Origin of the sequence: Actinomadura chokoriensis (assembly GCF_039529475.1) — a bacterium.
Classification (GTDB): Bacteria; Actinomycetota; Actinomycetes; order Streptosporangiales; family Streptosporangiaceae; genus Spirillospora; species Spirillospora bangladeshensis.
Map to the genome: position 1 here is coordinate 153,936 of NZ_BAAAMW010000009.1, position 19,562 is coordinate 173,497.

Sequence of the window (19,562 nt, forward strand, 5' to 3'; positions counted from 1 at the left end):
CGCCATCGGTCATGATCGGGGCATGGACCTGCGTGTTGCGCTGATCGGATACGGCACCGGGGGCTCGGTGTTCCACGCCCCGCTGATCGCGTCCGTGCCCGGGCTGCGGCTGGCCGCGATCGTCACCCGCGCGCCGGAGCGGCAGCGGGCGGCGCGGGAGCGGTACCCGGAGGCGGACATCGTCGACCGGGCCGACCGGCTGTGGGGGGCGCCGGGCGGCTACGACCTCGTCGTCGTCGCCGCGCCGAACCGGCAGCACGTCCCGCTGGCCCGGTCGGCGCTGACCGCGGGCGTCCCCGTCGTCGTGGACAAGCCGGTCGCGGCCTCCGCCGCGGACGCCCGCTCGCTCGCCGCGCTCAGCGCCGTCCGGGGGCTGCCGGTGTTCCCCTACCACAACCGCCGCTGGGACGGCGACTACGTCACCGCGACCCGGCTGATCGCCTCCGGCGCCCTCGGCGACGTCCAGCGGTTCGAGTCCCGCTTCGAACGCTGGCGGCCCGAGGTGAAGGAGAGCTGGAAGGAGAGCACCGACCCCCGCGACGCGGGCGGCATCCTGTTCGACCTCGGCTCCCACCTCATCGACCAGGCGGTCACCCTGTTCGGCCGGCCCGCCCGCGTCTACGCCGAGATCGACACGCGCCGCCGCGGCGCCGCGGCGCCCGACGACGCGTTCCTCGCCCTCACCCACCGCGGCGGCGTCCGCTCGCACCTGTGGATGAGCGCGACCGCGGCCCAGCTGGGCCCGCGCCTCCGGGTGCTCGGCGGCCGCGCGTCCTACACCGTCTCCGGCATGGACCCGCAGGAGGCGCAGCTGCACGCGGGCCTCACCCCGAAGGACCCCGGCTACGGCGTCGCCGGCCCGGACTCGCACGGCCTCCTCGGCACGCCCGGCGAGACCTCCCCCGAGCCGACCGCTCCGGGCGCCTACCAGGACTTCTACGCGGGCGTCCTGCGCACCCTCCGCGACGGCGCCCCGCCCCCCACGACCCTCGCCGACGCGATCACGGGCCTGGAGGTCATCGAGGCCGCCGCCCGCTCCGCCGCCGAGGGCGCCGTCGTCGGCCTCGGCGATCAGTAGCGCAGACCGGCGGCCACGCCGGCCGGCCGCTCGCCGAGCAGCTCGCAGTGGACGGGATGCCCGGCACCGCCCGCCCGCGGCCAGGCCGAACACGTGCAGGGGGCCGCGCGGCCCGTCCGCCCCGCGTGCACGGCGAGGCCGCCGTCCGCGCCGGGCAGGTCGCCGAGGCGCCGGCCGCTCGTCCGGCCGAGAGGCCACCGGGCCAGGACGGCGGCACCGGACGATGTCGTACGCCATGCCCCGAGCCTCTCACCCGGGCGGGGTCAGAGCACGGAGACGTGGACGTGGTCGTAGTGGTTCTGGGTGACGCTGCCGCGGTCCTCCATCTGGCGCCAGCCGCCGCTGCCGCGCATGTCGTAGATGCGCTGCTTCCAGATGACGTACTTGATGCCGAGGCGTGAGGCGTTGTCGATGACGTACTGGGCGACCTGGTCGCCGTGCGCCTGCGCGGAGGCGCTCGGCATCTTGCCGCCGGTGCTCTCCATGAAGTCGCAGGCGGTGCCGGAGCCGTGGTCCTGCGGGTCGCCGGGGCGGGCGCAGCCGATCGTCGGGAACGGGCCGAACCTGCCGTCGACCTCCAGCAGGACCGTGCGCATCCGCGCGGTCATCGAGTTGCCGACGATCGGAGACTTGGCACCGCTGACACCGTCGGGCCGCCCGCCGCCGCTGACGGGCGCCTTCGTCACCTCGGGCTTGTACTTGGCGAGCAGCTTCTTCACGCGGGTGCGCTGGCTCTCCAGGTCGTCGATCTCCTTCTCGACGGCCTCCAGCTTCTTCTTCGCCGTCGCGTGCGACTGCGCGGCCTTGGTGGTGAGCGCCTGGAGGTTCTTGATGCGGCGGCCGTTGTTGCGGCTGATGTGCTCGATGACGGCGGCGTCGTGGACGGCGGCGCCCGGCTCGGCCGCGGAGATGATCGGGATCATGTCGAGCCGGCCGGTCATGTACGTCGTGGAGGCGAGCCGGGCGACGCCCTCGCGGGCGGCGTCGTACTCGCGGTCGGCCTTCACCGCGTCCGCGCCCGCGCGCTCGGCGGACTTCTTCGCCTCCTCCAGGGAGACGAGCTCGCCCCGGTACTCCTTGGACAGCTTCTCCGAGCGCGCCTTGAGCTTCGCGTACTCCTTCTTCAGATCCTTCGGCTCCTGCGGGAGCCGTGCCGCGCTCCCGGACACCGGCGGCAGCGCCGCCGACAGGCCCACCGCGAGGACGAGCGCGGTCAGGCGCCGCGCCACCGTGCGCTTGCGCGACGTACGGGCCGTCCTGCCGCCTGGATCGAGGGCCGCCACAGATCTCTCCTAGATAACAAAGCTCAAGATTGGCGGCACGCTACCACAATCGCCCATTCAGCCTCAGACGCTCCGGAAATCTCACATAAGCACACAGGGTCACGCGCGGACTACACGGTACAAGACGCCCGAGGCCGGGCCGCCCTCCGGCGGCCCGGCCCGGTCACGCGCCCACGAGCTCCTCCCAGCGGGGAACCCGCGGCTCCGACAGCAGCCGCAGCCCGGCCTCGGCGACCGTCCGGTCCCCCTTGCGGTTGTTGCACTTCCCGCACGCCAGGACGGTGTTCTCCCAGGTGTCGCCGCCGCCGCGCGACTGCGGGTGGACGTGGTCGATCGTGTTCCCGCGCCTGCCGCAGTAGCAGCAGCGCCCCCGGTCGCGCAGGTAGACGCCGCGCTTGCTCCACGGCGGGCGCCTGCCGTGCCGCCAGCGCATCGCGACGTACCGGACGAGCCGCAGGACCCGCGGCACCGGGAAGCGGCCGAAGGTCCGCCCCTCCTCCGCCTCCTCGACGACCGCCACCTCGCGCACCAGCATGCGGATGGCGTGCCGCAGGTCCACCCTTTGTAAGGGCTCGTACGACGCGTTCAGCACGAGCACGTTCACCGGGCCACCTCCCTACCCGTCTGTGCCGCTCCCCCGCCAGGATTCGAACCTGGATATCCGCATTAACACCGCGGCGTTCCGCCGTTGAACCACGAGGAAATACTCCGGCAATTCTCCACCCTCCCGAGATCCCCCCGGAAGCCCCCTAAGAATGCCGCCCAACCCCCAAAAACACCAACGCATTTTCCCCCACCCCCAGAAGCCCCGACGCCCCACCCCCACCCACCGACCAGAACAAACAGGACGACCACCACCTCGAACCGCCAACCCACCCAAGCAGAGCCCGCCCGAAGAACAACGAACCGGCGCCCAAGCCGGGAGAGGCCGCCGCGACCACCGCCCCGAACCACCAACCCGCTGCGGCAACACCCAGGCGGAGAACCGGGAACCAGGCGCCGCACGATGGGCAAGGGGTACGACGACCCCCGAACCAGGCGGTCACCACGCAAGGCAGAGACCACACGAAGCACAACGAACCCGGCGTCCCAAAGACGAGAGAGGCCGACGCAGCCACCGCCCGCACGGGCCGCCCCCAAGCAGCGGCCAAGCAGAGCACTCACAACCAAGCACCGCGGGACGGGCCAGGTGAACGCGAACCCCAGCGTCGCCCCTCCGAACCAGACAGCCGACCACTGACGCGAACGCCGGCGCGAAAACGACGATCTGGCGTCTCAGGACGGAGGGTCGGCGCAGCCACCGCCCGCACGGCCAGCGCCGCCCCGTGGCACTGCCCAGGCGGCCGGGGCACGGCGAACCCGGCTTCGCAGGGCGGGCGGGGAGTGCCCAGTTAACGGATACCTCTCTGCTCACCACCGCTTGACACAGAGAGGTGCCGAAAACCGAACTGTGAGGATCTTGGGGTGCCGCCTCGGGCGCGGTCTGACCCGAAAACCGTTTAGTCCCGGCGGGCGAAGTCGGCATGGCCGGCGACCCGCTGAGGCGTGGGAAGGCGGCGGATGGCGACGCGGGCGTCCACGGGGTGGCGAGGTGGGTGTGATGCCTCAGGGCGGCGGTCGCCCGGTGGGGTGGAGGGTGATGTGGGGGTGTCAGTCGGGTGGGGTTGGTCGGATGAGTCTTGGCATTGCCCTGGCGGCGGACTCGCTCCACCAGGTGTCGTGGTCTTCGGATGCGGGGTGTGCCTCGATCGCGGCCGGGCAGCCGGGGCAGTTGGTGTCCGTCCAGGTGAGTCGGACGCGGGCGGCGGCGGTGGTGTTCGCGGGTGTTCGGGCGCCCCAGAAGTTCATCACGTCGGTCTCTGTGACGAGTCGTTCGGCTGGGGTCTCGCGTGGGCCCTTGGTGCCGCCTCTCTTGAGCCAGGCTGTTTGCTCGGCGAACAACTGCCAGGCCAGGGCGCGGGCCAGGTTTGCGGCGGTGAGCATGCTTCCGTAGGGGACGCGTCGTACCGCCACCTCTGGCAGGCCGAACCGGTGCAGTCCCGCCGTCTCCGCCCTGGCGCGCGTCGCGTCGTCCGGTTCCAGGGTGATGTAGACCGGCGCCCAGTCGCGGCCGAGGACGAAGGGCTCGGGCTCGGCGGGCGGGCCGTTCTCGGGCGGCGGGATGCGGCCGGCGTCCAGGTCGGCGACCGTCCCGCGCACGGCGGCGGCGAGGACCCGCGCGGTGAGCCGGGCCGCCTGCGCGCCGAGCGGCCGGCCGCCGGGGGCCGTGGCCGCGGTGACCGTGATGTGCCGTGCCGCCCCGAACACGTCCCGCAGCCGCTCGGGCTGACCGCCCAGCCGGTGCATCCGCTCCTTCAGCTCCGGCGTGACCTCGGTCACCGGCTCGGCGGTCAGCCGCCCCGATCCCAGCAGCCCCGCCGCGACTCGGCCCAGACCCCGGTCGCCGACGGCGTCTCTCAGGTAGTCCGGCCCGGGGACGACGCGCGCGTCCGTCGCGACCAGGAACCGCGCGGTGACCACGCCGGGCACCGTCAGCACCAACCGTTCCCCCATCTCCCGCCTCCCGTCGAGGCACGCCCGCTCCGGCCTGCCGACGCCCCCACCCTCCCTCCCGCACCGCCACGGCCGCCCCGGAACGTGAACCTGTGGATAACTCAGATCAGGGCGTCCCCGAAGCACACGACGCCGTCAGCCGCTGAGGAGCGCCCGAGAGCATCTGGCAACGGCGCCGCTCAATGATCCGCCGCTCCCCCGGTCGTTCCAGCCGACCGCAGGGCCCTGACCTCCAAGGTGCTCGCCCCAAATTGGGCCGTCCGCGCGTCAAGGGTGGCCTTGGGAGTCGATGGGGAATGGCGGCTTCGCCGGGTGGCGCGGGGGCGACCGGTCAGGGGAGGGCGGTCACCGCGGCCTGGTATTCCAGGGACTCTCGTTCGGTGCGGAAGCCCAGTTCCTCGTTGACGGCGATCATGTGCGCGTTATCGCCTGAATTGTCCGTTTCTATTTCGTGGACGTCGGGGCGTTCGCGGGTCAGCCAGGCGAGCATCGCGGCCTTCACCCAGATGCCGATGCGGCGGCCCCGGTGCTCGGGGACGACGGCCGTGTCGTACTGGGCGGCGCGGCCGGCCGAGTCGTGCGGGACGACGATCTCGGTGAAGCCCGCGATCGCGGGGCCGTCCAGGGCGGCGACCGTGTAGAGGTCGTCGCCGCGCTTGGCGACGACCTCGGCCATCTCGCGGACGCGGTCGGCGTCCCAGAGGGCGCCCTCGTACTCGGCCAGGTCGGCCATGGCGTGCTTGGCGCGGGCCAGCGCGGTCGCGTGCTCGTCCGGCACCGTGCCCTGCCAGCGGACGAGGCCGTATCCGGCGGGCGCCTCGGCCAGCAGCCGGGTGATGCGCTCCGGCGGGACGTCCGCCAGGCGCAGCAGCATGCCGCGCAGGGTGAGCACGCACTCGAAGCCCTGCGACTCCAGGAACGGCACGGCCGGGGTCCCGGCGAGGACCTGCGCGATCACGCTGGAGCGCCCGTCGGCGCGCAGTCCCTCGGCGGCGGCGGCGAGGAGGCGGCGGCCGAGGCCGCGGCGGCGGTGGCCGGGATGGACCCGGACGTCGATCTCGCCGGGACGGCCGGCGCCGGGCTCGCCGGGGAGCCGCAGCGCGGCGACCGCGACCAGCCGGCCGCCGTCGGCCGCCGCCCAGAGCCGCTGCCGGGAGCCGGGTTCGGCGGACAGCAGCCGCCGCGCCGTGCCGGCCGGGTCCGGGGCGGGGTCCCCGGCCGGGTCGGCGGCGTGGACGGCCGCGAGCACCTCGTGCCACGCGCGGATCTGCGCGTCCGTCGGAGCGTCGAGCGCGATGACGTCCATCCGACTTTTGTACCGGATCCCGGCCCGCCGCGACCGGGACCCCGGACATCCGGTGCCGGAACCGGGGTCAGGCGTCCCGCGAGAACGCGGCCAGGATGCGGTCGGCGGCGAGGGCCGGGGTGAGCGTCCCGTCCGCGACCTGCCGCTCCAGTTCCGGCGCCAGGCTCCGGACGCCGGGGTGCGCGTGCAGTTCGGTGAGCAGCCGGTCGTGCACCATCGCCCACGTCCAGCCGACCTGCTGGCGGCGCCGCCGGGCCTCCAGCTCGCCGGTGTCGCGCAGCCGGTCCTGGTGCTCGACGATCTCCTCCCACACCTCGTCCAGCCCGGTGCCCTCGCGGGCGCTGCACGTGAGGACGGGGGTGTCGCGGACGCGCTCGTCGCTGCGCAGCATCCGCAGCGCCCCCGACAGCTCGCGGGCCGCCCGCTTGGCCTCCATCTTGTGGTCGCCGTCGGCCTTGTTCACCGCGATGACGTCGGCCAGCTCCAGGACGCCCTTCTTGATGCCCTGGAGCTGGTCGCCGGTGCGGGCGAGGGTGAGGAACAGGAAGGAGTCGACCATCTCGGCGACGGTCGTCTCCGACTGCCCGACGCCGACCGTCTCCACGAGGACGATGTCGTACCCGGCGGCCTCCATGACGACCATCGCCTCGCGGGTGGCCTTGGCGACGCCGCCGAGCGTGCCCGCGGTCGGCGACGGCCGGATGAAGGCGCCCGGGTCGGCGGCGAGGCGCTGCATGCGGGTCTTGTCGCCGAGGATGCTGCCGCCGGTCCGGGTCGAGGACGGGTCCACGGCGAGCACCGCGACCCGGTGCCCCTCCCCGGTCAGCTTCGTGCCGAGCGCGTCGATGAACGTGGACTTGCCGACCCCCGGCACGCCGGTGATCCCGACGCGGCGGGCGCCCCCGGCGTGCGGGGTCAGCTCGACCAGCAGCTTCTGCGCCAGCTCCCGGTGGTCGGGACGGGTCGACTCCACGAGCGTGACCGCCCGCGCGATCCACGCGCGCGAGCCGTCCCGCACGCCGGTCACGTAGTCGTCGAGCCCCGGCCTCACGACGAGACGTGCCCCAGCTGCGCGGTCAGCTCGTCGAGCAGCCCGAGCGCCGCGTCCGCGAGCACCGTGCCGGGCGGGAAGATCGCGGCGGCGCCGGCGGCGCGCAGTTCGTCGAAGTCCTGCGGCGGGACGACCCCGCCCACGACGATCATGATGTCGGCGCGGCCGAGCGCGGCGAGCTCCTCGCGGAGCGCCGGCACGAGCGTGAGGTGGCCGGCGGCGAGGGAGTTGACGCCGACGATGTGCACGTCGGCCTCGACGGCCTGCCGGGCGACCTCCGCCGGGGTCTGGAACAGCGGGCCCACGTCGACGTCGAAGCCGAGGTCGGCGAACCCGGTCGCGATCACCTTCTGGCCGCGGTCGTGCCCGTCCTGGCCCATCTTGGCGACGAGGATGCGGGGGCGGCGGCCCTCGGCGTCCTCGAACGCGGCGGTCGCCGCGCGCGCCTTCTCGATGGCGGTCACCTGTCCGGCCTCCTCCCGGTACACGCCGGAGATCGTGCGGATCTGCGCCGCGTGCCGGCCGTACGCCTTCTCCAGCGCGTCGGAGATCTCCCCCACGGTCGCCTTGGCGCGGGCGGCGCCGATGGCGAGCGCGAGGAGGTTCTGGTCCAGCCCGGACGCGCGGGTGCCGTTCTCGGCGGCCTCGGCGGCGCGGGTCAGCGCCTCCAGCGCGGACCGGGCCGCGTCCTCGTCGCGCTCCTCGCGCAGCCGGCGCAGCTTGTCGATCTGCTGCGCCCGGACGGACGCGTTGTCGACCTTCAGGACCTCGATCTCCTGCTCGGCGTCCGGACGGTACTTGTTGACGCCGATGACGGGCTGCCGCCCCGAGTCGATGCGGGCCTGCGTGCGCGCCGCCGCCTCCTCGATGCGCAGCTTGGGCAGCCCCTCGTCGATCGCCTTCGCCATGCCGCCGGCCTGCTCGACTTCGGTGATGTGGCCCCAGGCGCGGCGGGCGAGGTCGTAGGTGAGCCGCTCGACGTAGGCGCTGCCGCCCCACGGGTCGATGGTGCGGGTCGTCCCGGACTCCTGCTGCAGGAGCAGCTGGGTGTTGCGGGCGATGCGGGCCGAGAAGTCGGTCGGCAGCGCGAGGGCCTCGTCCAGCGCGTTGGTGTGCAGCGACTGGGTGTGGCCCTGCGTGGCGGCCATGGCCTCGATGCAGGTGCGGGCGACGTTGTTGAAGACGTCCTGCGCGGTCAGGGACCAGCCGGACGTCTGCGAGTGCGTCCGCAGCGACAGCGACTTGGCGTTCTCCGGGTCGAACTGCTTCACGAGCCTGGCCCACAGCAGCCGGGCGGCGCGGAGCTTGGCGACCTCCATGAAGAAGTTCATGCCGATCGCCCAGAAGAACGACAGGCGCGGCGCGAACGCGTCGATGTCCAGGCCCGCCTCGCGCCCCGCGCGGATGTACTCGACGCCGTCGGCGAGGGTGTACGCCAGCTCCAGGTCGGCGGTGGCCCCGGCCTCCTGGATGTGGTAGCCGGAGATCGAGATGGAGTTGTACTTCGGCATCCGCTGCGAGGTGAACGCGAAGATGTCGGAGATGATCCGCATCGACGGCTGCGGCGGGTAGATGTAGGTGTTGCGGACCATGAACTCCTTGAGGATGTCGTTCTGGATGGTCCCCGCGAGCGCCTCCGGCTTCACCCCCTGCTCCTCGGCCGCGGCGATGTAGAGCGCCAGGACGGGCAGGACGGCGCCGTTCATGGTCATCGACACGCTCATCCTGTCCAGCGGGATGCCGTCGAACAGCTGGCGCATGTCGTAGATCGAGTCGATCGCCACCCCGGCCATGCCGACGTCGCCGGACACGCGCGGGTGGTCGGAGTCGTAGCCGCGGTGGGTGGCGAGGTCGAACGCGACCGACAGGCCCTTCTGCCCGGCCGCGAGGTTGCGGCGGTAGAAGGCGTTGGACTCCTCGGCGGTGGAGAACCCGGCGTACTGGCGGATCGTCCACGGCTGGGTCGCGTACATCGCCGGGTAGGGGCCGCGCAGGTACGGCGCGATGCCCGGCAGGGTGTCGAGGAAGTCGAGCCCGGCGAGGTCGTCGCCGGTGTAGAGCGCCTTGACGCCGATGCCCTCGGGCGTGTCCCAGGTCTCGGCGTCGCCGTCGGGGACGGCGGCGCGCCACCGCTTGGCGGCCTCGTCGGCGGAGGGCGCCGCCCCGAGCTCGATCTCGGTGAAGTCGGGGATCATTCGTTCACTCCCAGATCGTGGAGGGTGGTCTCCAGGACCCCGATCGCGTCGCATCCGGCGTACACGTTGGCGTCGACCCCCTCGTACGTTCCCTTACCCGCGAGCCAGACCTTCACCGCGCCCGCCTCGCGCAGGATCCGCGCGGCGGCGGCGGCCTGCTCCGCGTACAGCGTGTCGCTGGAGCAGAGGCAGGCGACGGCGGTGCCGGACGTCCCGAACTCCTCGGGCGCCCCGGTGGCCGTCTCGATGCCGCCCGCCTGGAAGAGGTTGGCGGCGAAGGACGCCCGCGCGGTGTGGACGGCGATGGGCCCGAGCGTCGCGAGGAACACCTTCGGGCGTCCGCCGGTCGCGTCCGCGTGGGCGTCGGAGCGGTCCCGCAGGGCCTCGAAGTCCTGCGCGTACGTCACCACGGGGAGGCCGCCGGCGGGCTGGGCCGGTGCCGGGGCGCGCTCGGGCAGCGTCTCGGCGAGGTTGGGGAACTCGCTGACGCCGGTGAGCGGGGCCTTGCGCCGGGCGATGTCCTCGCGGCGCCGCGCCCAGGTCGCGGCGAGCCGGTCGGCGACGAGCCCGGAGCCGAGGGCGGCACCGAGCCCGCCGGCCTTCTCGATCTCGGTGAACCACGCCCACGCGGCCCGCGCGAGCTCCTCGGTGAGGCTCTCGGCGTACCAGGAGCCGCCGGCCGGGTCGACGACGCGGGCGAGGCTCGACTCCTCCAGCAGGAGGGTCTGGGTGTTGCGGGCGATGCGGCGGGCGAAGCCGTCCGGCAGCCCGAGGCGGGCGTCGAACGGCTGGACGGTGACCGCGTCCGCGCCGCCCACCCCGGCGGCGAACGCCGCGATGGTGGTGCGGAGCATGTTCACCCACGGGTCGCGGCGCGTCATCATCGCCGACGAGGTGACGGCGTGGATCCGCGCGGCCGCCCCGTCGGCGGCACCGCTGACCTCGGCGACCCGCGCCCACAGGCGGCGCAGGGCGCGCAGCTTGGCGATCGAGGAGAACTGGTCGGCGTTGACGGCGAGGCGGAACTCGATCTGCCCGAACGCCTCGTCCACGCCCAGCCCGGCGCCGGTCAGGGCGCGCAGGTAGGCGACGCCGGCGGCGACGGCCGCGCCCAGTTCCTCGGCGTCGCTCCCGCCCGCGTCGTGGTAGGGCGTGCCGTCGACGGTGATCGCGCGCAGCTTCGGGAACTCGCGGACGCACCGGACGGCCAGCGCGGCGGCCTCGTCCAGCGGCCCGGCCGCGCCGGTGCGGGCCTGCACTCCGAGCGGGTCGGCGCCGAGGCTCCCGGCCGCGTCGGCGGCGTTCCCGCGCTCGGCGACCAGGGCGAGGAAGGCGTCCGCGGCCTCGGCCGCCGCCGCGCCCGCGTCCAGCACGACGGGCGCGAGGTCGAGCAGGACGCCGCGCAGCGCGTCCGCGAGGCCGGCGACCGGCAGTCCGCCCTCGCCGAGCCGCAGCCAGACCGAGGTGGCGCCGTTCTCCAGGTCGGCGAGGATCGCCTCGCGGGCGGCGGCGGGGTCGGGGTCGGCGTGCCGCTGGCGGACGTCCCATCCGGCGATGCCCTCCCCGTCCGGCCGGACCTCCCGGACGTAGGGGGCCAGGCCGGGCCGTCCGGCCGGGGCGTCGCTCCGCGTGTAGAGCGCCGCGATCGGCACCCCGTCGTACGACGCGCGGGTCAGCAGACCCTCGATCTCCTCAAGGGGGGTGTCGTCGGTCGCCGCGCCGGACTTGCGCAGCACCCCCTTCACCATCTCCCGCCACCGGTCCCGCTCGGCCGGGGGGAAGGCGGCGGCCAGTTCGAGTTCCTCAGGCGGCACCGTCATGCCCTGGATCGTAGGCGAGCGACCGAACGCCGCTCTGAAGCGGGTCCCGCTGACCAGAATCCGGGACGGCCCGGGCCCGCCGGTTAGCGGCGCGGCGTCCGGGAAGAGCACGCCCATGACCTTGGATGCGCTCCCCGGCGACCTCTACCACATGCAGGAGCTCCTCGACGAGCGCGAGAAGGAGGTCGCCGGGCGGGTGCGCGCCTTCCTGGAGTCGAAGGTCGCGCCGATCGCGGACGACTGCTGGGCGCGGGCCCGGTTCCCCTTCGACCTGATCCCGCACTACGGGGAGCTCGGCATCGCCGGCCTCGCCTACGACGAGTGCCCCGGGGAGAAGCCGAGCAGCCTGCTCACCGGCTTCCTCGCGATGGACATGGCGCGCGTCGACCCGTCCATGGCCACGTTCTTCGGCGTGCACACCGGCCTCGCGATGGGCAGCATCGGCCGGTGCGGCTCCCCCGAGCAGCGCGAGCGGTGGCTGCCGGCCATGGGGCGGATGGAGAAGATCGGCGCGTTCGCGCTCACCGAGCCCGAGGGCGGCTCGGACGTCGCGCTCGGGCTGCGCACCACGGCGCGGCGCGACGGCGGCCACTGGGTGCTGAACGGCGCGAAGCGCTGGATCGGCAACGCCACGTTCGCCGACCACACCGTCGTCTGGGCCCGGGACGAGGCCGACGACCAGGTGAAGGGCTTCGTCGTGGACAAGGGGACGCCGGGGTTCACCGCCGCGCCGATCGAGAACAAGATCGCGCTGCGGACCGTCCAGAACGCCGACATCACGCTCACCGACTGCCGGGTCCCCGAGTCCCACCGGCTCGCGGGCGCGAACGGCTTCAAGGACACGGCGGCGATCCTGCGCCGCACCCGCAGCGGCGTGGCGTGGCAGGCCGTCGGGGTGATGCTCGCCGCGTACGAGGTCGCCCGCGACTACGCGGTGGAGCGCGAGCAGTTCGGCCGGCCGATCGCGAAGTTCCAGCTCGTCCAGGACCTGCTGGTCAGGATGCTGGGCAACGCGACGTCCTGCCTGGGCATGGTGGTGCGGCTCGCCCAGCTCCAGGACGACGGCCTCTACCGCGACGAGCACTCGGCGCTCGCCAAGGCGTACTGCACCACCCGGATGCGGGAGGCCGTCGGCTGGGCGCGCGAGCTGATGGCGGGCAACGGGATCGTCCTCGACTACGGCATCGGGCGGTTCGTCGCCGACGCGGAGGCGCTGTACTCCTACGAGGGCACCCGGGAGATCAACACGCTGATCGTCGGCCGGGCCGCGACCGGAATGGGCGCGTTCGTGTGATTCCGCCCGCCACCGGGACGATCGAGGAGGCACCCCGGAAGCCCCACCGGCCAGGGGCGTTGCTAGAGTCGGCGCCGTACCGCCCCACCGGACCTTGCAGAGGTAGAGCAGCACATGTCGACTGGCAGCCACGCCGGGCGCCCGAAGTCCTGGGTCGCCGTGGCCATCATCTTCGTCGGTTTCGTCGTCGGCGGCGTCGGCATCACCCTCGGCCCCGACTGGGTCGTGACCGGCGTGGGCGCCGCGGTGATCGTGATCGGCGGGATCTTCGCGCTGGCCGTCGACATCATGAGCGACGTCGTCGCGGACGAGCCCGGGCACTAGCGATGTTCGGCCGCCCCCCGCTGGAAGAGCGGATCGCCGCCCGGCAGCGCGAGCGCGGGCCGCTCAAGCCCGGGAAGGTCTTCCCGCACGCGCCCGCCAAGATGCTGTTCTTCTTCGGCATCGCCGTGGTCGTCATCACCCACGTCATCGCGCTGTCGATGTACTTCTTCGACCCGGGTCCGAGCACCGCCCCCTGACCCCGGGCACGGCGGCCGCCGGCGCACCGAAGCGCACCGAGGGCCCGCCTCAGCGGCCGCCGTCCGAGCCGCTGGGCGGGCCCTTCGGCTTGCCGCTCAGGGAGAACAGCCCGGCCAGCAGGAAGACGGCGGCGGCGCGCAGGAGCGCTGGACGGCGGGTCAAAAGAAGGCCAAGAAGATCCATTACCACCGTTTACGGACGGACCGGCACGTGCGGGCACGGCGGCGGCGACGTACGGTCGGAGGGAAACGTGGCCGGCTGCGTCGCCCCGAGACCGAGGTGGTGGACCACCCTGCGATTCGGAGTCGAGGAAGAGTACTTCGTCGTCGATCCGTTCTCCCGGGAGGTCGTCCCCCGCGCCGCCGCCGTGGTGCGGCGGGCCGGCGCGGCTCTGGGCGAGCGCGCCTCCACCGAACTCGTCGCGTTCCTCGCCGAGGCCAAGACCTCGCCGTGCCACGACCTCGGCAAGCTCCGCGAGCAGATCCGCGCGATGCGGGCCGCGATGGCGGCCGCCGCGGCGGCGGAGGGCGTCCGGCTCGCCGCCACCGGCACGCCCGTGCTGGGCGAGGTGGTCCCCGCGCCGATCGCGGCCGGCGCCCGCTACGCCGAGAGCCTGGCCGTCTACCGGGGGCTGGACGACGAGCAGAGCATCTGCTCGTGCCACGTCCACGTCGAGATGCCCGACCGGGAGCGGGCCGTCCAGGTCAGCAACCACCTGCGGCCGTGGCTGCCGACGCTGCTGGCGCTGACGGCGAACTCGCCGTACTGGGCCGGGCGCGACACCGGCCACGCCTGCTGGCGGGCGATGGCGTGGGCGCGCTGGCCGGTGGCGGGGCCGCCGCCGTTCTTCGCCTCGGCCGCCCACTACGACGACCTCGTCGGGACGCTGCTCGGCTGCGGCGCCCTGCTGGACACCGGGACGGTCTTCTGGGACGTCCGCCCGTCGGCGCGGCTGCCCACGCTGGAGGTCCGGCTCGCGGACGTCGCCCCGACCACCGCCGACGCGGCCGTCTTCGCCGCGCTGGTCCGGGCGCTGGTGCGGGTGTCGTCGCAGGCGGTGGACGCCGGGGAGCCGGCGCCCGACCCGCCGCAGGAGATGCTGCGCGCGGCGTACTGGCTGGCCGCGCGGGACGGTCTCGCGGGCCGGGGCGTGGACGTGTGCACGGGCCGCCCGTCCGGTTTCCGGGAGCAGGCCGGCGACCTGCTGGCGCACGTGCTGCCCGCGCTCGGCGACGCCGGCGAGGTGACGTTCGTCACCCGCGGCGTCCGGCGGCTTCTCGCGGGCGGGACGGGCGCCGAGCGGCAGCGCGCCGCCTACCGCCGGCGCGGCCGGCTGGCCGACGTCGTCGACGCCGCGCTGCTGCGGGACCGCTGACCCGCCGGGCGGCCCCGCGGTCCGGAAAGGCAACTTTGCACATTTCGCCCGTTTTCCCCGGTCAGTCGGGGGTACCTCTGGTCTGGACCGGTCGCCCGCCGGCGTCGGGGGACGCATCGACGGACCCGTCTCGCACGCCGCGCCCGGCCGCGTACCCTCGATCCGATGCAGGTGACAGCAGCGAGACCGGACGGAGCGACCGCGAGATGAGCCTCAGGCCCGGAGCACCGGGCGTGACGCCACGGGGCCCGTTCCTCCATCCCGCGCTCTTCTACGGGGACGACGAGGAGTACCTCGCCGGCACCGTCCCGTTCGTGCGCGAGGGGCGGGCGGCGGGCGAACCGGTCGCGGTGGCCGTGCCGGGCCGCCGGCTCGGGCTGCTGCGCGACGCGCTCGGCGCGACCGCCCGCGAGGTCACCTGGCTGGACATGGCCGAGGCCGGGCGCAACCCCGGCCGCATCATCCCCGGCGTCCTGCGCGACTTCGCCGACCGGCACCCCGGGCGGGTCCGGATCATCGGCGAGCCGATCTGGCCGGGCCGCACCGCCGCCGAGTACCCGGCCTGCGCCCAGCACGAGGCGCTGATCAACCTGGCGTTCGCGGGCCGCGGCGTGTCGATCCTGTGCCCCTACGACGCATCCGGGCTGGACCCCGTCGCGCTCGCCGACGCCCGCGCCACCCACCCGGTCCTGATCGACCGGCGCGGCGAGCGCGTGAGCGCCGACTACGCGCCGCACCGCGTGATCCGCGCCTACAACCGGCCGCTGCCGGAACCGCGCGGCGCGGTGGCGATGCGCTTCGACCTGGACTCCCTCCCCCGCCTCCGCGAGTTCGCCTGCCGCTGGACGGCCGCGCTCGGCCTCGGCGCCGACGCCGTGGGCGACATGGAGCTCGCCGTCAGCGAGCTCGCCGCCAACTCCTGCCTGCACGGCGGCGGGGCCGGCACGGCCCGGTTCTGGGCCGAGGACGGCCAGGTCGTCTGCGAGGTCCGCGACGCCGGGACGATCACCGACCCGCTCGCCGGCCGGCGGCCCGCGGACATGAGCCCGCACGGCGGCCGGGGCATCCTGCTGGTCCACCACGTCGCCGACCTCGTCCGCGTCCACACCGGCCCGGACGGCACCGCGACCCGCGTCTACCTGCGCAAACGGACCGCGGGCAGCCCGGCGCCCCGGTAGGGCGAGACTTGACCCCGGTTTCAGGTGCAACGGGCGAACGGCGGGAATGATGCCTGCGCCCGATCCACCGATCGTTATGGGGAACGATGCGTTTTCTAGTTCGCGCCCACCAGGTCCCGGTCCGGCTGGCCGTGGGGGCCTTCATCCTGAACTCGGGCCTGTCGAAGCTCCAGGCCGTGGACGAGGCGGCCGACGCGACCCACGGCATGGCGAAGACCGCCTACCCGTTCCTGGAATCGCAGGACGCGCGGACCTTCACCCGCAACCTCGGCCGGGCCGAGGTCGCGCTCGGCGGCGGGCTGCTGGCGCCGTTCGTGCCGTCGCTGGTCGCGGGCGCGGCGCTCACCGCGTTCTCCGCCGGGCTGGCCGGCCTCTACCTGCGGCTGCCCGGCATGCGCCAGGAGGGCGGCATCCGGCCGACCCAGGAGGGCATCGCGCTCGCCAAGGACACGTGGCTCGTGGGAGCGGGCCTGTCCCTCGTCCTGGACGAGCTGACCCGCCCGCGCGGCGACCGGCGCCGCCGCTGCGCGTGAGAGGATCGGCGCGTCCCTCCAGGAGGATGCGCCATGACCTCTCCCTCCCAGCCGTCCCCGCTCGTCCGGACGGCCGCCGGCGCGGACGCGGCGGCCATCGCGCCGGTCCTCGCGCGCGCCTTCGATGACGACCCGGTCTGGTGCTGGCTGCTGCCCGACGACGCGTCCCGGGTGCGGCGGCTGACCGGGCTGTTCGACGTCCTGCTGCGGCGGGTGCACCTGCGGTACGGCGCCACCGAGACCGCCGGCCGGGACGGCGCGGTCGAGGCCGCCGCGCTGTGGGACCCGCCCGGCCACTGGCGGGTGCCGGTCCGGCTGCAGGCGGCGCAGACGGTGCCGCTGCTGCGGATCCTCGGCGCGCGGGTGCCGGTCACGCTGCGCACGCTCGGCGCGATCGAGCGCCACCATCCCCGGGAGCCGCACTGGTACCTGTCGGTGCTCGGCACCGATCCCCCGGCGCAGGGCCGCGGCCTCGGCGGGGCGCTGCTGCGCTCCCGCCTGGACCGCTGCGACGCCGCCGGGATCCCCGCCTACCTGGAGAGCTCGAAGGAGCAGAACGTCCCCTATTACGAGCGATTCGGGTTCCGGGTGACCCGGGAGCTGGCGCTGCCGGGGCGGGGCTGCCCGCCGGTCTGGCTCATGTGGCGGGACCCCGCGCAGCAGCGCTGAACCCGGTCTCCACAGGGAGCCGACCGCCGGGGTCAGGTTCTTGTCATGGCCGGATGCGGCCACGCGCCGCGGACGCCCGCACGCGGGCGTGAGCGCGCGGCGACCGTCCGTCCCTTCGCCGCGTTCCTGATGCCCGCCATCCGGGGACCGGCCCCGGCGGAACGCCCGCCAAACACGGTTGGCCTGATGCGGCCACCGCATGCCCGGCCGGTCCCCCGCGCACGGGACCCGGCTGCGCGTCGACCGGCCCGGCCGCCTACCGTCGGGAGGGAGCCATTGCACTCCTCCCCCTCAGGGAAGGCGATAGGTGAACGAGATGACCACGGCCGGGACGCGGGCGCCGGAGGCCCCGCTCGCCCTGCACAGGCCGGGTCCGGCACGCGTCCAGGACTACCTCCTCGGCGGCAAGGACAACTACTCCTGCGACCGCCGCCTCGCCCACCGGATCCTGGAGGTCCTCCCGCAGGCGGCGGAGGCCGCCCGCGCCGCCCGGGCGTTCCTCGCCGGCTCGGTCCGGCTGCTGGCCGAGCGCGGCGTCCGGCAGTTCGTCGACCTCGGCTGCGGCCTGCCCCGGGACGACAACCTGCACCAGATGGCCGCCCGGCACATCGCCGGCACCCGCGTCGTCTACGTCGACCGCGACCCGCTCGTCATCGCCCACGCCCGCGCGCTGCTGATCGACGACGGCAACATCGCGGCGCTGCGGGCCGACGTCCGGGACCCGGACGCGGTGCTGGGCAGCCCCGAGGTGCGCCGGCTGATCGACCCGTCCGAGCCGGTCGCGCTGGTGCTGTCGTCCGTCCTGCACTTCCTGCCCGGCGCCGCCGGCGTCGTCGCCGGGCTGGCCGCGTCCGCCGCGCCGGGCAGCGCGCTGGTCGTCTCGCACCTCACCGCCGACTTCGCCCCGGGCGCGACCGCCGACGCCGCGCGGCGCTACCGCGAGGCGAGCGGCGTCCCGCTGTACCCGCGCCGCGGCGCGGACGTGGCGCGCCTGCTCGGACCGTTCCGCCCGCTCCCGCCCGGGGTGGCGCCGCTCGCCGGCCCGGCCCTCGGCGACCCGCTCCTGTACGGCGTCGTGGGCGTCCGCTGAGCCGTCCGGAACGGTGTGTCATTGATCACACCGGAGGCCGCCGGCGCGGGCTCCGGCTCCGGTCGCGGCGGCCCTGCTCCGGCCGGTCGTGCGGCTGTTCCCGTCCCGTCACGCTGAGTCAGCCGAGAGTCCGCTATCCCACAGAAATCTCATTCACCCGTTAGAGACGGTAACGGTTCGGCCCCTATGGTGGCCCCCGATGCCGACGAACACCCTGCCTTCAGCCCAGACGACCGGTACTGCCTCGGGGCACGCCTCGCGGATGGGGTGGCTCGACGCCCTGCGCGGCCTCGCCGCCCTGGTGGTGGTGTTCGAGCACTCCCTGGACGTGCTGCTGCCCGAGGTGCGCAGGACGGCGAGCCCCTGGTTCGACTTCGGCCGGTACGGGGTGTTCGTGTTCTTCCTCGTCAGCGGCTACGTGGTGCCGTTCTCCCTGCAGCGGCGCGGCAACGTCCGGGAGTTCTGGGCCGGTCGGTTCTTCCGGCTGTACCCGGCCTGGTGCGTGTCGCTGGTGCTCGCACTGGCCCTCGCCGCGGCCGGCGTCACCTACGGGCTGCCCGCCGCGCTCGGCGACCGGCCGTGGGAGGCCTCCCTCGCCCACCTCACGATGCTGCAGGACCTGCTGGGCGTGCCGAACGCGGTCAACGTGCTCTGGACGCTGTCCTACGAGATGGTCTTCTACCTGCTCATCACGGCGATGTTCGTCGCCGGGGTGCACCGCTCCAGCGCCCGCGTCGCGCTGGGGTTCGGGGTGGGCGCGGCGATCCTCGGCGTGGCGCTGCCGTCCGGGCTGCTGGCCTCCCACTGGCCCGGCGGGACGATCGTCGGGGCCGCGCTGCTGCTGGCCGGCGGTCTCGCCGCCATGCTCAGCGGCCGGCGCGCGACGCGGCGGGCCGGGGTCGCGGTCGTCGCGGCGCTGGCCCTGACGCTGCTCGTGCTCAACAGCCGCATCGGCGCCATCGAGAGCCTCTGCATCATCGCCACGATGTTCGCCGGGACGGCGGTCCGCGCCATCCAGGAGGGGCGGCTCCGCCGGTGGCCCGCCGTCGCGATGGTCGCGGTCGTGCCCGCGCTGTCGCTCGTCGCGGGCCTGCGCACACCGACGTCCTGGGCGCTGTACGCCAACCCGAACCCGCTCGGGCGGGACTGGACGATCGCCGTGGCCGCCGCGTGGCTGACCTTCCTGGCCGGCCTCGCCCTCCGCGGCCGCCGCATGCCCCGGTTCCTGGTGTGGTCGGGGCTGGTCAGCTACTCGCTCTACCTGCTGCACCCGCTGGTCGTCCAGGTGGTCTGGTACGCGGCCGGCCGGGACACCTGGGGCCTGCCCGTCCCCGTCCGGGTGGGCTGGGGCGTGGTGCTGGTCGCGGGCGTGCTGGTGTCCGCGGCGCTCACCCACCGGTACGTCGAACGGCCCGCGCAGCGCCTCGGGCGCCGCCTCACGGCCCGGCACCGCGCCGCCTCGGGCGCCGCCTCGCCGGCCGCCGCGGGGACGGCCCCGCAGCCGGCCCGCCCCTGACCGCCGTCCGGCCTGGCCGGGGGGCGAGTGATGACAGTCTCCCGGTTCTTGCTTAGGGTGAGGCCGATCCGCCCAGCCCCGAGCCGTCGGAACGGACAC

The 19,562-nt window shown here is 74.4% G+C and carries 17 protein-coding genes and 1 tRNA gene; 10 read left to right on the forward strand and 8 right to left on the reverse strand.

Annotation, left to right across the window (positions count from 1 at the left end; translation table 11 throughout):
- Window positions 1–22 precede the first annotated feature (22 nt).
- Complete coding sequence (locus ABFX46_RS21120; RefSeq protein ID WP_346044447.1) at window positions 23–1,078, forward strand: Gfo/Idh/MocA family oxidoreductase; 1,056 nt, start codon at window positions 23–25, stop codon at window positions 1,076–1,078.
- A gap of 263 nt (window positions 1,079–1,341) precedes the next feature.
- Here the strand turns inward: ABFX46_RS21120 and ABFX46_RS21125 are convergent, their stop codons facing one another.
- From ABFX46_RS21125 to ABFX46_RS21160, 8 genes are all read right to left on the reverse strand, one after another.
- Window positions 1,342–2,361 carry a coiled-coil domain-containing protein gene (locus ABFX46_RS21125; RefSeq protein WP_346044449.1) on the reverse strand — a complete coding sequence of 340 codons (1,020 nt, stop codon included), beginning with the start codon at window positions 2,359–2,361 and terminating at the stop codon, window positions 1,342–1,344.
- Window positions 2,362–2,524: 163 nt separating this feature from the next.
- Window positions 2,525–2,965, reverse strand: a complete 441-nt coding sequence (locus ABFX46_RS21130) for an HNH endonuclease (protein ID WP_163059173.1) — start codon at window positions 2,963–2,965, stop codon at window positions 2,525–2,527.
- A gap of 28 nt (window positions 2,966–2,993) precedes the next feature.
- A tRNA-Asn gene (locus ABFX46_RS21135) sits at window positions 2,994–3,064 on the reverse strand.
- A gap of 947 nt (window positions 3,065–4,011) precedes the next feature.
- Window positions 4,012–4,914, reverse strand: coding sequence for a hypothetical protein (locus ABFX46_RS21140; RefSeq protein WP_346044451.1), 903 nt, complete (start codon window positions 4,912–4,914; stop codon window positions 4,012–4,014).
- A 331-nt stretch (window positions 4,915–5,245) separates the two neighbouring features.
- Complete coding sequence (locus tag ABFX46_RS21145) at window positions 5,246–6,220, reverse strand: GNAT family N-acetyltransferase (RefSeq protein ID WP_346044453.1); 975 nt, start codon at window positions 6,218–6,220, stop codon at window positions 5,246–5,248.
- A gap of 67 nt (window positions 6,221–6,287) precedes the next feature.
- Window positions 6,288–7,271 (reverse strand): methylmalonyl Co-A mutase-associated GTPase MeaB, encoded by a 984-nt coding sequence (gene meaB, locus ABFX46_RS21150; protein ID WP_346044454.1) that lies wholly within the window; start codon window positions 7,269–7,271, stop codon window positions 6,288–6,290.
- Entirely contained in the window at window positions 7,268–9,466 is a 2,199-nt protein-coding gene (gene scpA, locus ABFX46_RS21155; RefSeq protein WP_346044456.1) for a methylmalonyl-CoA mutase, read from the reverse strand. The genes meaB and scpA overlap by 4 nt, the downstream gene beginning before the upstream one ends.
- Window positions 9,463–11,286, reverse strand: a complete 1,824-nt coding sequence (locus tag ABFX46_RS21160) for a methylmalonyl-CoA mutase family protein (protein WP_346044458.1) — start codon at window positions 11,284–11,286, stop codon at window positions 9,463–9,465. Before ABFX46_RS21160 ends, scpA begins: the two co-directional genes overlap by 4 nt.
- Window positions 11,287–11,401: 115 nt before the next feature.
- On the opposite strand from ABFX46_RS21160, the gene ABFX46_RS21165 reads away from it, so the two are divergent.
- From ABFX46_RS21165 to ABFX46_RS21205, 9 genes are all read left to right on the forward strand, one after another.
- A complete protein-coding gene (locus tag ABFX46_RS21165; RefSeq protein WP_346044460.1) occupies window positions 11,402–12,580 on the forward strand; it encodes an acyl-CoA dehydrogenase family protein in 1,179 nt (392 codons plus the stop codon).
- Between the two features lie 114 nt (window positions 12,581–12,694).
- Window positions 12,695–12,904, forward strand: coding sequence for an HGxxPAAW family protein (locus ABFX46_RS21170; protein ID WP_131942648.1), 210 nt, complete (start codon window positions 12,695–12,697; stop codon window positions 12,902–12,904).
- A gap of 2 nt (window positions 12,905–12,906) precedes the next feature.
- A complete protein-coding gene (locus ABFX46_RS21175) occupies window positions 12,907–13,101 on the forward strand; it encodes a hypothetical protein (protein ID WP_131942649.1) in 195 nt (64 codons plus the stop codon).
- 251 nt (window positions 13,102–13,352) lie between these two features.
- Window positions 13,353–14,477 carry a carboxylate-amine ligase gene (locus ABFX46_RS21180; RefSeq protein ID WP_346044462.1) on the forward strand — a complete coding sequence of 375 codons (1,125 nt, stop codon included), beginning with the start codon at window positions 13,353–13,355 and terminating at the stop codon, window positions 14,475–14,477.
- Between the two features lie 233 nt (window positions 14,478–14,710).
- Window positions 14,711–15,655: an anti-sigma factor RsbA family regulatory protein gene (locus ABFX46_RS21185; protein WP_346044464.1), complete on the forward strand. Its 945-nt coding sequence runs from the start codon at window positions 14,711–14,713 to the stop codon at window positions 15,653–15,655.
- Window positions 15,656–15,741: 86 nt separating this feature from the next.
- Window positions 15,742–16,188: a hypothetical protein gene (locus ABFX46_RS21190; RefSeq protein ID WP_346044466.1), complete on the forward strand. Its 447-nt coding sequence runs from the start codon at window positions 15,742–15,744 to the stop codon at window positions 16,186–16,188.
- 33 nt (window positions 16,189–16,221) lie between these two features.
- The gene (locus ABFX46_RS21195) at window positions 16,222–16,857 is read left to right on the forward strand and encodes a GNAT family N-acetyltransferase (protein ID WP_346044468.1); all 636 of its coding nucleotides are present in this window, start codon (window positions 16,222–16,224) and stop codon (window positions 16,855–16,857) included.
- A gap of 316 nt (window positions 16,858–17,173) precedes the next feature.
- A complete protein-coding gene (locus tag ABFX46_RS21200) occupies window positions 17,174–17,947 on the forward strand; it encodes an SAM-dependent methyltransferase (RefSeq protein WP_346044646.1) in 774 nt (257 codons plus the stop codon).
- Between the two features lie 199 nt (window positions 17,948–18,146).
- The gene (locus ABFX46_RS21205; RefSeq protein WP_346044470.1) at window positions 18,147–19,463 is read left to right on the forward strand and encodes an acyltransferase family protein; all 1,317 of its coding nucleotides are present in this window, start codon (window positions 18,147–18,149) and stop codon (window positions 19,461–19,463) included.
- Window positions 19,464–19,562: the final 99 nt, after the last annotated feature.

Excerpts from the sequence above, each read along its gene's own strand:
- ABFX46_RS21190 (WP_346044466.1), top strand. The coding sequence starts at position 15,742 with ATGCGTTTTCTAGTTCGCGCCCACCAGGTCCCGGTCCGGCTGGCCGTG.
- ABFX46_RS21195 (WP_346044468.1), top strand. The coding sequence starts at position 16,222 with ATGACCTCTCCCTCCCAGCCGTCCCCGCTCGTCCGGACGGCCGCCGGC.
- ABFX46_RS21170 (WP_131942648.1), top strand. The coding sequence starts at position 12,695 with ATGTCGACTGGCAGCCACGCCGGGCGCCCGAAGTCCTGGGTCGCCGTG.
- ABFX46_RS21160 (WP_346044458.1), bottom strand. The coding sequence starts at position 11,286 with ATGACGGTGCCGCCTGAGGAACTCGAACTGGCCGCCGCCTTCCCCCCG.
- ABFX46_RS21165 (WP_346044460.1), top strand. The coding sequence starts at position 11,402 with ATGACCTTGGATGCGCTCCCCGGCGACCTCTACCACATGCAGGAGCTC.
- ABFX46_RS21205 (WP_346044470.1), top strand. The coding sequence starts at position 18,147 with ATGCCGACGAACACCCTGCCTTCAGCCCAGACGACCGGTACTGCCTCG.
- scpA (WP_346044456.1), bottom strand. The coding sequence starts at position 9,466 with ATGATCCCCGACTTCACCGAGATCGAGCTCGGGGCGGCGCCCTCCGCC.
- ABFX46_RS21120 (WP_346044447.1), top strand. The coding sequence starts at position 23 with ATGGACCTGCGTGTTGCGCTGATCGGATACGGCACCGGGGGCTCGGTG.
- ABFX46_RS21145 (WP_346044453.1), bottom strand. The coding sequence starts at position 6,220 with ATGGACGTCATCGCGCTCGACGCTCCGACGGACGCGCAGATCCGCGCG.
- ABFX46_RS21175 (WP_131942649.1), top strand. The coding sequence starts at position 12,907 with ATGTTCGGCCGCCCCCCGCTGGAAGAGCGGATCGCCGCCCGGCAGCGC.
- ABFX46_RS21140 (WP_346044451.1), bottom strand. The coding sequence starts at position 4,914 with ATGGGGGAACGGTTGGTGCTGACGGTGCCCGGCGTGGTCACCGCGCGG.
- ABFX46_RS21200 (WP_346044646.1), top strand. The coding sequence starts at position 17,174 with ATGACCACGGCCGGGACGCGGGCGCCGGAGGCCCCGCTCGCCCTGCAC.